Here is an 11,579-nt window from a genome sequence, read left to right on the forward strand (position 1 = left end):
CTCGGTCCACAGGGACCGCGCGCCGCCCTGACGCACATCTAGGCACAAAATCCGGCAGAGTAGCGTCACGGGCGAATACAGATGAACTCGGATACCTGAGGGAGGTCTCGTGGCGGATCGACTATCTACGCTGGACAACAACTTCCTGACCATGGAACGCGGCGAGATGCCCATGCACATGGGCGCGCTCATGGTGTTCGAAGGTCCCGCCCCCTCCTATGGCGAACTTCGCGCTGCGATCGAATCGAAGTTGGACCGACTTCCCCGCTATCGGCAGCGAGTTCGTGGCATCCCGCTACAAGTGAACGCTCCGGTGTGGGTCGATGACCCGCACTTCTCTCTGGACTACCACCTACGCCATATTGCGCTGCCCAAACCGGGCGGTGAGGAGCAACTGCAGGCCCTCACCGCACAGCTCCTCGGTCAGCGGTTAGATCTGAGTCGGCCGCTGTGGGAGACCTGGATCATCGAAGGCCTGGATGGTGGCGACTGGGCGCTACTCAACAAAACCCACCACGCGATGGTAGATGGCAAAGGCGGCGCCGAGATGATCACGGCGCTAATGGACCGCGAGCCGAACGCGGCACCGGCTGAATCGGAGGCCTGGGATCCCAAGCCCGAACCCGGAACTACTGAACTCATCAGTTCAGCTATCTCCGATCGCATCGTCGACCCCATGCGTGCCATGGAGCAACTCGGTGAGGCCGCGCAGGCCCCCCGCGAGTTTGCCACCCAAACTGCCGCAAAGGTCGCTGGAACGCTGCGTACCGGAGAACGGCTGCTGCACACCGAAGACTTCCTCATCGGGCCGGTAGGCCCTCACCGCCGCTGGGTGTGGGTCGAGCTGGATCTGGACACCGTTAAGCAAATCAAGCGTTCCCTCGGTGGCACCGTGAATGACGTACTGCTGGCCGCAACCACCGGCGGCTTCCGGGCCCTTTTGCTGGAGCGCGGCGCAGACTTGTCGCTGGCCGCGACCGTGCGGACCATGATTCCGGTCTCAGTGCGCAACCGGGCAGGTGGTGAGAGCGGCAACGCGGTATCGGCCGTCTTCGCAGATCTACCGGTTGGGGAACCTGACCCACTGACCAGCTTCAATACGATCCGAGCGGACATGGAGCGACTCAAGAAGTCCCCAGACGCGCTGGCGGTACCCGCATTGCTTGACGCCGCCACGTTCATATCGCCAACGCTGCTGGCGACAGCCGGCCGGTTGGCCGCCCGAATGCCGCAACGCTCTGTCGGCACGGTCACGACCAACATTCCCGGTCCGCAGTACCCGCTCTACTTTCTCGGTCGCCAGATGACTGGGCTAATCCCATTTGTCCCGCTCGGTCCGCGGGTGCGGGTGGCCACTGCACTGATGTCGTACAACGGTGGTGTGTGGGCGGGAATCGCCGCAGACTACGACGCCGTACCCGATGTGGAACAAATCCCCGAGGGCATGTCCGCTGCTGTTGCAACGCTTGCGATGCTCGCGCAAGCTGCTTGACGCGGTCCGCCGAAGGCTCGCGCCCACCCGGGATGGGTGAGGGGTGCTCCTCCAGGCAGCACCCCTCACCGGAGAGATACCGGATGATCCGGAAGGGCGGATCCTCGGGCCAGCCCCGTAGCTGCCGTCCCGAGTAACCGGATACATACTTCTTTCCCCAGGAAAGGAATTCGAAACCTAGTATCAAGAACGATTCGCCGAAACCCGATGTTTTCTTAAGACCATCCTTCTGGTCCGGCCGAGGAGGCACGGAACTTATGAGGAACCTGGCAATCGCCGCTACCGCGATGGCGCTCGTCACGGGGTTTACCACCGCCCACATCGGCGGCGGTGCCGCTGCCACAGCTTCCTCGTCATCTCCTACGCTCACCACCAATAAAGCGGAATCGACGACCGCTATCCGTCGCTGGCGGCTTCCGCGCTCTGCAGATGCTGGCAACGTGACTGTCAGACCACGAATCAAGACCAACGGCCGCGGGCTGCGGCGCACGGTTGTGCTGCAACGCCGCGTCACCGGTGAGTCCTGGCAGCGGGTGTTCACGAAGCAGACCTCGAAGCGAGGCCGGGTACGCATAGCGCTGGAACCGCTGGCCTCCGAAACCCTTCAGTTCCGACTGCGGGTTCGCGGTACCAAGAAGTACGCACCACGTAAGAGCCGTGCCCTACGACTGACTGCCACATCTACCGGCCGCTCCCCAGGTGCCTCCTTCGATCCAACACCCGGCGACGCCAGCAGTGCGCCCGCAGCCCCCGGCAACTCTGAGTCAACCGATCCCGGCAGTCCCGCCGCACCGGGAGCGCCGGACACGAGCAGTCCCGCCGTACCGGGAGCGCCGGACACGAGCAGTCCGCTGGACCTGTGTGGGGCCGACGCCCAGCACTCGGTGACCGGGTATGTGAGTGACAGCGCACTCGATGAGATTTCCGGCCTCACCGCTAGTAGACGCAACAGCAACCGCTACTGGGTCCACAACGACAGCGGTGACGGGCCGCACCTGTATGCCATCAACTCCGCCGGCTCGCTGCGGCAGACTGTCTCCCTGTCCGGTCTTTCACCGCGAGACTGGGAAGATATCGCTACCGGCCCTGGACCTATCGGCGGTGAGCCGTACCTTTACGTTGCCGATTTCGGTGACAACCGCCGAGTCCGGAGCACCATCGCGATCTACCGCCTCCTAGAGCCGACCGCAGGATCAGGTAACAGTAGTACCGGTAATTTTGATGTCCTGACCTTGACCTACCCGGATGGGCCACACAACGTGGAGGCGCTCTTGGTCGACCCATGGGATGGCTCACTGCTCATCGTGACAAAAGAGTCCGGCGCAACTGCCCAGCTGTACTCCACCGGCTCATTCGGTTCCGGTAGCCACAGTCGAACTCTGCAGCACCGCGGTCAGAGCACCATCTCCGAGATCGCCACCGGCGGCGATGTCTCACCTGACGGGCGATCCATCGTCGTGCGGGGCTACGGCGGTGTGCACGGCTGGACAAGGTCGGCAGGAGAAACCCTGTGGGGCGCAATGCAGGGCTCTCGCTGTTCCCTCGCCAGCGTCGGCGAACCGCAGGGGGAGGCGATTGCCTTCACTTTCGATGGCAGCGGTTACCTCACTATCAGCGAAAGAAATGAGGCAGCAGTAAACGTCTTCACCTTGAACTGATCAGACAGTGCGACTACTCGCCCAAGACTGCTCGGGCCAACTTCTCAGCCGACTGTGCCACGTCAGCAGTGCCGTCCAGGTGGACGTCAGCGCGCTCCGGCGGCTCGTACTCTTGACCGACGCCAGTCATGTTAGGCAACGTGCCTTTAGCGGCCTTGGCGTACAGTCCCTTGGGATCTCGTTCCTGAGCGACTTCTAGCGGGGTATCGATAAATACCTCGAGGAACTCCCCTTCTTCGAAGATGGAGCGAGCAGACCGACGATCGGCACGGTAAGGCGACACCAACGCGATGATGACCACGAGACCGGCATCCACCATGAGTTTGGCGACCTCAGCAACCCGACGGACATTTTCGGCGCGATCCTCCGGGGTGAAGCCCAAGTCTCGGTTCAAGCCGGTGCGGACGTTGTCACCGTCCAGCACATAGGTGTGCACACCTTGGGCATGCAGCATGGCCGCAGTGGCATCAGCAACGGTGGACTTACCCGCTCCGGATAGGCCAGTAAGCCAAATCGCTTTGCCATCGTGGCCCTTCAATCGCATCCGAGCGTCTCGGTCCACCGCGTAATCATGCGGTGTCACGTTGAAGGCCCGTCGCATGGCGTGCCGGGTTAGACCCGCCGCAACCGTGTCACTGGACACGCGATCAACCAGCAGGAATCCACCGCTGTCTCGACAGGTCTCATACTCATCCAGCGGAATCGGGGTGTCAGTAGCCAGTTCGACCCGACCGATGTCGTTCATCTCCAACACCCGGGCGGCGTCGTGGTGACCGGTCACCACGTCAAGTCGATGTCGAACCGCGGTGACGGTTGCGGGGATAACTCGTGGGCCGACATAGACCAGATACGAGCGGCCATGTGCCAACGGCTCCTCACCGATCCAGACCAAGTCCGCGGCGAAGCGGTCCGCTGGCTGGGTAGCCGCGGCACCCTTGTGGCAGAGCAAATCTCCCCGGGTAATGTCCACTTCCCGATCCAGCAGCAGGGTTACTGCTTGCCCCGCTGAGGCCGCCGGCCAATCGCCGTCGGCTGTAACGATACGATCCACCGAGGCAGTCACCCCAGAATCCGCGATCACCACGTCATCGCCAACCCGGACCTCCCCAGATGCGATTGTTCCGGAGTAGCCGCGGAAGTTGCTACTGGCGCGCGAGATCATCTGCACTGGGAGCCGGAAAGGTGCAGTCTTAGCCTCGTCGACCGGTTCCCAGTTCACCAGTGCATCCAGCACCGAGCCGCCGGAGTACCACGGCATGTCGGGGCTACTGCTTTCAATGACGTTGGCCCCGCTCATGGCACTGACCGGAATGACAGTCACTTCGTCAATGCCTAGTCGGGCAGCCGCTGCACGGATACCGCCGCTGAGCTCCTCATAGGTGGCGTGTTCGTAGCCAACGAGATCCATCTTATTGATCGCCACCACAATGCTGGTGACTCCCATCAGGGCGCACACTGTTAGGTGACGGAAGGTCTGCGGCCGCAATCCGCGGGCCGCGTCCACCAACAACACCGCCACGTCCGCTGTCGAGGCAGCGACCGCCATATTGCGGGTGTACTGCTCATGGCCTGGGGCGTCGGCGATGATGACCCGGCGACTACTGGGCAGATCCATGTGGCGGTAAGCCACATCGATGGTGATTCCTTGCTCTCGCTCGGCCTCGAGCCCATCGGTCAACAACGAATAGTCGATCTCGCCCACTGGAATGGTGGAGCCGCCACGACGGGTGCGTCGGGCGTACTCCAACTGGTCGATCGGCACTGAATCTGTTTCCGCCAGCATTCGCCCAATCAGGGTTGACTTGCCGTCGTCCACGGACCCGCAGGCCACCATGCGCAGCACCGCGGAGCGAGCCTCGCTGGCTCGGTCCAATACCTGGATTTCTTGCGCTACCGCAGTCATTAGAAGTAGCCCTCCGCTTTCTTGGACTCCATTGAGCCGCCGCCTTCACCGTCAATCAGTCGACCGGCGCGTTCGCTGATCTTGGACTGACTCATCTCATCAATCAGAGTGTCGATGTCTGCCGCTTCGGACTCCACTGCACCGGACAAGGGGTAGCAACCCAAGGTGCGGAATCGGACGCTACGCATCTGCGGCTCTTCGCCTTCAGCCAGCGGCAGCCGCTCGTCATCGGCCATAATCCACACGCCGTCCCGATCGACTACCGGCCGCGGCCGAGCGAAGTACAGGTCGACGATGTCGATGTTCTCGCGACGGATGTAGTTCCAGACATCCATCTCAGTCCAGTTGGAAATCGGGAAGGCCCGCATGGTCTGCCCTTCAGACAGGCGAGTGTTGGTGGTGCGCCAAAACTCTGGCCGCTGCTTGCGGGCATCCCAGCGATGACCTGGCTCCCGCAGGCTGAAGATTCGCTCCTTGGCCCGGCTGCGCTCCTCATCACGACGGGCGCCACCGATAGCTGCATCAAAGCCGTACTTATCCAGTCCTTCGCGGAGAGCCACCGTCTTCATCAACCGGGTGTACTCGTGCGTGCCGTGCGTGAACGGCGTCACGCCCTCGGCGATGGCTTCGTGGTTCGTTGCGATGCGCAGGTCCAGATCGAGCTCTTTGGCCCGCCGGTCACGGAACTCGATCATCTCCCGGAACTTCCAAGTGGTGTCGATGTGCATCACCGGCATCGGAATCGGGGCAGGCGCGAACGCCTTCACCGCTAGGTGCAGCAGGACTGAGGAATCCTTACCAATCGAGTACAGCAACACGGGGTTGCGAAAAGCTGCAGCTGTCTCACGGAAAATGTGGATTGCCTCGGCCTCCAGGGCGTCCAGGACGGAGTCCTCCCGCACAGATGATTGTGGCTCGGCCACTTCAACCTCCAGTTTGGTTACCTATAGATGCTATGCGGTCGGGTGTGCGACAGCGACCAGCGGCTCCGGGTTTCTGGTCATCCCTGCCGACTGGAGCGGTTTCGGCTACTTCAGCAACTTACTCATTCGACGGTCAGCCAAGATCTGGCCACCGGTTTGGCAGTCCGGACAGTACTGGTGGGACGAGTCTGCGCTGGCGACCTCACGAATGGTGTCGCTGCATACTGGACAAGCCTCGCCAGTCCGACCGTGCACAGCCAGATCGGTCCGCTTGCTGTCCTTGAATGCACTCGGATCGAGCCCCCGCAGCCGTTCGGTGGCGGCAGCTAACAGCTCTCGCATCGATTGATACAACTGTGCGATCTCCGCGTCGGAGAGCGAGTTACACCGCGCGCTTGGACTCAACTGGGCGGCGTGCAGGATCTCGTCTGAGTAGGCGTTTCCGATGCCGGCTATGACCCGCTGGTCGCACAGCACTGACTTCAACTGCCGCCTTCCCGCCTGCTGCAGCAGTTCCTTGAATCCAGTCTCATTTAGTTCCGCGCTCAACGCGTCCGGTCCAAGCTCAGCGACCGCCTGCACCTGCTGCGGATCTGTCACTAAATGCACAGCCAACCGTTTGCGGGAGCCAGCTTCCGTGAGGTCGAGCGCCCCACGAATCACACCGTCCTGATCGGCGAAGGTGACTCGTACCGCCAACGGACCACTCCCCATCCGTACTGGGCGGTTGGGCGGATTGTCTCGCCACACCACCCAACCGGCTCGGGATAAGTGCACAAGTAGAAAAAGTGGCGACTCTTCCCCTAGTTGCAGCTCCAACCACTTGCCGCAGCGCCCCGCACGGGTAACTGTGCGATCCACTGCTGCTGATAGCGGCGGATCGGCGGTCTTTATTGCGTTGAGGGCCGCCACCTGTACGTCAACTACGCGGGTGCCAACCACGGTTGCTGCCAAGAAATCGGCCAAACCGGCCATTTCCGGAAGTTCTGGCATCAGGCCCTGCCCATCAATTTGGCCGCCCGCCACAGTTCGGGTCGCGCATCGGGGTGCGCGCAGTTTTCGATGATCTGATGGGTCTGTTCGGCCTCACTATTGCCAAACACCAGAGCCATCCCCTGCTCGGTGACGACTGCGGAGTGTTGAAAGGAAGTCACCGGCCCCTCGATCTGCGCCACGATCGTGGAGATGTCAGCGCGTGGATGCCAAGACGGCAGCGCCATGTAGGCGTGACCGCCGGGTGAGTGCAGCGCACCAACGATGAAGTCGGTCGAGCCACCGAAGCCGGAGTAGATTCGACCTCCGATCCGCGATGCGTTGGCTTGAGCGGAGAGGTCTACCTGCAAGGCCCCATTGATGCTGGTCATGATCCGCTGCCGGGCGATTCGGGCTGGATCGTTAGTAATCTCGGTGCGCATCATCCGCACCCGAGGATTGCGATGGACCCAGGAATACAGTTCACGTGATCCGAACAAGAATGATGCGATGAGCGGAACCTCGATGTCCAGCTTCCCCGACTGCTCTAGCTCCCAGATGCCGTCGCTAAACATTTCTGAGTAAAGACGCAGATCGCCCGTGCCGCTCAGTCGCCGCAGTACGGCGTCGGGAATCGAACCGATCCCCAACTGCAAAGTGGCGCCATTCTCAACTTGAGCCGCGATCAGATCACCGATAGCTACCGAGGCATCGTCTGGCTCGGGAAAGCCAGCCAGTGGTAATGGCTCATCTACCTCGACTAGGTAGTCGATGTCATCGAGATGAAGCTCCGCGTCACCGTAGGTGTAGGGCATCTGTGGGTTCGCCTGCGCCACCACGATGCCGCCCCGGGCACGCACAGCGTCGACAGCCGCTGGCAACACATTGACTTCGATCCCCAAACTGACTGCCCCGTTGTGAACAGTTGAGGTGTGTAGCACCACCATGTCCGGCGGCAAACTGCGCTGAAACAACACCGGAACCAAACTGAGCCGACACGGCACATAATGCAGCCCCGGCTGCCCGCGCATCCCCGGACCTACGAAGGCTGTTTCCAAGATGACTCCGGGGCGCTGCGGAATGCCTACCTGTGCGTTGAGGATATGAAGTGTGTAAGCCGGGAGCGCGGCATCAACGGCCGACAGCAATGTTTGCGGCGTGGCAAAGTTTCCAGAGGCAACGATGCGCGGGCCAGTCGGCAACCTGCCCAGGATGGCCGGCAGCTGCTCCAGAGTCAGGCGTCGCATGCCGGACTACTCGTTGCTGAGACCACCGAACTCCGAGAGCAGTCCCTCGTCATCCGGTCCGCTCCCGGCGCCGTCGCCAGCAGTCCCAGCGGGAGATGGGCCGGAAGGTCCGGAGATGAGTCGCTCCACCCAGTCCAGCAAGTGGCTAGGGTCGAACGGTTTCTGCAGGTAGATACTCGCGCCGGAACTCCAGCCGCGCCAAGTGGTGTCGTCGTCACTGGCCGCGGTCAGCAAAATGATGGGGAGTTGATTGTTGCTGTGCTGTTCACGCAGTTGCATCAAGACATCGATACCTGACATTCCCGGCATCATGACGTCCAGCACCAACAGATCGGGAACTTCGTCCGCAACTGCCGCGATGGCGCTTTCGCCATCGCTGGCCTCCGCAATGTCGTAGCCCTCAATCTCAAGGACGTCACGCAGTAGTGCCCTAACCGTGGGTTCATCGTCGACGATGAGAATCTTCTTCACGCTGTCTCTCCCTCGTTGACCTGAGTCCGTGGCAAGGACAACTTGAATGTACTTCCCTCGCCAAATACCGACTCTACCGATATATCCCCGCCCATCGCACGCGCCAACGTCCGGGAGATGTACAGCCCCAAACCGGTGCCGCCTGTTGTCATGGTCATCGGATCCTCCACCCGATAGAACTGCTCAAATACCCGACCGACCTCATCCGCTGGGATACCCAGACCGCTGTCGGTGACAGCAATGCTTGCAAACTCATCACCGGTGGGCACCTCAGTACGAATCAGAATCTCAGTGTCGGACTCGCTGTACTTCTTAGCATTACTCACTAGGTTGCTTAGGCATTGGACTGCTCGCTGCCGATCGCAGAACACCGGCGCGTCCGGCCCACTCACCGTGAGGCGATCCACGAGTTCCGGTGAAGCGGCAGAAACGTCGTTAACGATGTCGGATAAATGGATCTCTGTGGAACGAATATCCAATTTTGTCGTTTCCAACTCAGACACCCTAGACGCGATCAACAAATCCTCCACCAATCTGCTGAGGTGTTCCGAGCGCTCCAACATGGTCTGCAACATGCGTTCCCGCTTCTCTTGATCCAACCGATCCCAGCGAGTGAGCAAGAGTTGCGAATAACCCTTGATCGGCGTGATCGGGGTTTTGAGTTCGTGGGAGACCGTGGCGATGAAGTCGGACTTCATCCGCTCGATTCGCCGCTCCCGAGTCGTATCTCGCACGGTCAGCACGGACATGTTCTCGGCGCTTTCGCTACCAACTCGAGCTTCGATGGCGGCACGGCTCACTTCCACACTGAGCTCGCGCACTTCGCCGTCGTTACGAGTAATGGTGAGAGCGCTCTCGGGGAGTCGAGCGGCTTCTTCGCTGGATTGTGCAGGGACCAACTGAACGAAAGCATTACCCAACTCAATCGCCGCCGGCAGTGACATCAGATCTTCGAACGAATAGCCGGTAATGGCTTCCATCGCCGGGCTCCACCGTTGAATGGTCCCAGCCGTGTCCACCAGTACGAATCCGTCAGTGGCGCCGGTGACGACTGCATCGAGTTTTTCTTTCTCCGTCTCTAGGTCCCGTAAGTTGCTGCGTGCCTGCATCGCCTTACCCAGCGAGGCCACCACGCCGGTCAGCACCGACAGCGCGTTCTCTTCGTCGCCTCTGATTCGCCAGACCGTGGGACGGCCCTGCGCATCAGAGCGGAGTCGCCTACTTAGATTTCCCTGAACCTGAGTAGATCCAATGATGAACAGACCAGCGGACTGCGCACTCAAGTCAATACGGGCGCCATAGCCAAGGGTCCACCCTTCCGGCAGCATGTCCTCCGGAATCTTCTGGGCTTGGTAGCTCGACCACTCCACCTGTCGGGTGCAATGCTCCAATTCCGCATTGGTGCCGTGAAGTTCCGCCAAGCCATTCTCGTCTTGGCGCACAGATCCAGTCGCAGTGACAATCGTGGCCACTGGTGCATCGAAGACGTTGCGCAGTTCCCCTATGGCTTGGTTCTGCCATTCCTGCTCAGCCTCATCGCTAGAAATGCGTGACAGCGTGTCCATAAAGAGCACCAACCGATCGCTGCGCAGTTTGGCCTCATTACGCTCTGCGTCAGCTTTGTACGCATTCCACAGCCCAAGAACCAGCGGGGCTAACAACAGCGCCATCCACGGTGCAGAAACCCACACTTCGACACCGATGGCCGCGACCGCGGTGCTGAGCAGCGCCATGATGATCGACAGTCGCCATTGCTCTTTGACTAGTTCGCGGAAACTGAACCCTTCCGCGACCTTGAGGATCCAGGCGACGAGGACGAGATTGACGATGGCGAAAGCCAGCGCGCCAAGGATGAGCAGCAGAATCCACTCCAGCCCGAAGCGATTCACATCGATCGCTCGGGATCCGTAGATCGCTACCAACGCGGCACTCGCCAGCGCGTACGAGCCCAAGTTGAACATCGCCTTGCGAATCGGGCGGCGAAGGAGAACTTGCGCCAGCACGAAACCGATCAGCGGCAGCACCATGGCGGTAACCGGGGCGAAGAGCAACACCCCGGCGATAACCAGGATCTCGAAGAAGGTCAGCTCTTCGCCGCCTTCATTGTGAACGATTGGCACGTAGGCGATTTCCGAGAGCATCGCCACAAAGGCCAGCAGCAGATACGGCCACAGTTGCTCAGGTCGAAAGACGTAGTCGGGAGTATCCCAACTCAACGACCACAGCGAGACGAGGCCAACCGCTACAAGACCGGCTACCAGAACCGCGCCGATGACCAAGTTCTCCTGGCTGCGCTGTTCAACCGCAGCCGCCTGCTCTAGGTCACCGTCCATGTCTGTCTGCACCGAATTCGCCGGCGGAACCGTTCCGCGAGCCTCGGGCATGCTTCCTCCAGGCTGAGGCTAGCCGAGGCGTCCCATTGCCTCAATGAACACCTCATGAGCAGATCGAACCCCGCCGATTCTGGTCGGCGGGGTTCGATCATGTTTGATCGTTTGGGGTGAGTCCGGGTCGACTACGCCCAGCGACGGCCCGACCAGTCATCACTGGCCCAGCGACGGCCCTCGAAGGTCATCGCATCCCAGGCCTTGCCGCTCCATGAACCGGTGGCCCAGCGACGGCCAGCCCAACGGCGACCATCCCATTCGTCCGCGGCCCAGCGACGGCCAGCCCAACGGCGACCATCCCAGTCATCCGCGGCCCAGCGACGGCCAGCCCAACGGCGACCATCCCAGTCATCCGCGGCCCAGCGGCGGCCAGCCCAACGGCGACCCTGCCAGTCGTCGCCTGCCCAGCGACGGCCAGCCCAACGGCGACCTTCCCAGTCGTCACCGGCCCAGCGACGGCCCTGCCAGCTGTCACCGGCCCAGCGGCGACCTGAGTAAACGAAGTCTGCCCAACGACGGCCAGCCC

At 61.3% G+C, this 11,579-nt stretch carries 9 protein-coding genes; 2 read left to right on the forward strand and 7 right to left on the reverse strand.

From position 1 onward, the window contains the following. The first annotated feature begins 109 nt into the window (after positions 1-109). Positions 110-1,492, forward strand: coding sequence for a wax ester/triacylglycerol synthase family O-acyltransferase (locus tag K0U62_01080; GenBank protein ID MCH9800108.1), 1,383 nt, complete (start codon positions 110-112; stop codon positions 1,490-1,492). Positions 1,493-1,749: 257 nt separating this feature from the next. Beyond that, a complete protein-coding gene (locus K0U62_01085; protein ID MCH9800109.1) occupies positions 1,750-3,150 on the forward strand; it encodes a hypothetical protein in 1,401 nt (466 codons plus the stop codon). Positions 3,151-3,163: 13 nt separating this feature from the next. Here K0U62_01085 and cysC read toward each other — a convergent pair whose 3' ends face one another. The 7 genes from cysC to K0U62_01120 all read right to left on the reverse strand — a co-directional run. Continuing rightward, positions 3,164-5,053, reverse strand: coding sequence for an adenylyl-sulfate kinase (cysC, locus tag K0U62_01090; GenBank protein MCH9800110.1), 1,890 nt, complete (start codon positions 5,051-5,053; stop codon positions 3,164-3,166). Next, positions 5,053-5,955 (reverse strand): sulfate adenylyltransferase subunit CysD, encoded by a 903-nt coding sequence (gene cysD / locus K0U62_01095; GenBank protein MCH9800111.1) that lies wholly within the window; start codon positions 5,953-5,955, stop codon positions 5,053-5,055. Before cysD ends, cysC begins: the two co-directional genes overlap by 1 nt. 126 nt (positions 5,956-6,081) lie before the next feature. After that, complete coding sequence (locus tag K0U62_01100; protein ID MCH9800112.1) at positions 6,082-6,969, reverse strand: Fpg/Nei family DNA glycosylase; 888 nt, start codon at positions 6,967-6,969, stop codon at positions 6,082-6,084. Beyond that, complete coding sequence (locus tag K0U62_01105) at positions 6,969-8,195, reverse strand: hypothetical protein (protein MCH9800113.1); 1,227 nt, start codon at positions 8,193-8,195, stop codon at positions 6,969-6,971. The genes K0U62_01100 and K0U62_01105 overlap by 1 nt, the downstream gene beginning before the upstream one ends. Positions 8,196-8,201: 6 nt before the next feature. Beyond that, complete coding sequence (locus tag K0U62_01110) at positions 8,202-8,666, reverse strand: response regulator transcription factor (protein MCH9800114.1); 465 nt, start codon at positions 8,664-8,666, stop codon at positions 8,202-8,204. Further along, positions 8,663-11,050, reverse strand: a complete 2,388-nt coding sequence (locus K0U62_01115; GenBank protein MCH9800115.1) for a PAS domain-containing sensor histidine kinase — start codon at positions 11,048-11,050, stop codon at positions 8,663-8,665. Before K0U62_01115 ends, K0U62_01110 begins: the two co-directional genes overlap by 4 nt. Before the next feature lie 131 nt (positions 11,051-11,181). Continuing rightward, positions 11,182-11,579: hypothetical protein (locus K0U62_01120; protein ID MCH9800116.1), on the reverse strand; the 398-nt coding region annotated here is incomplete at its 5' end.

It is taken from the genome of Actinomycetes bacterium (genome assembly GCA_022599915.1).
GTDB lineage: Bacteria > Actinomycetota > Actinomycetes > S36-B12.

Excerpts from the sequence above, each read along its gene's own strand:
- K0U62_01085 (MCH9800109.1), top strand. The coding sequence starts at position 1,750 with ATGAGGAACCTGGCAATCGCCGCTACCGCGATGGCGCTCGTCACGGGG.
- cysC (MCH9800110.1), bottom strand. The coding sequence starts at position 5,053 with ATGACTGCGGTAGCGCAAGAAATCCAGGTATTGGACCGAGCCAGCGAG.
- K0U62_01100 (MCH9800112.1), bottom strand. The coding sequence starts at position 6,969 with ATGCCAGAACTTCCGGAAATGGCCGGTTTGGCCGATTTCTTGGCAGCA.
- K0U62_01105 (MCH9800113.1), bottom strand. The coding sequence starts at position 8,195 with ATGCGACGCCTGACTCTGGAGCAGCTGCCGGCCATCCTGGGCAGGTTG.
- K0U62_01115 (MCH9800115.1), bottom strand. The coding sequence starts at position 11,050 with ATGCCCGAGGCTCGCGGAACGGTTCCGCCGGCGAATTCGGTGCAGACA.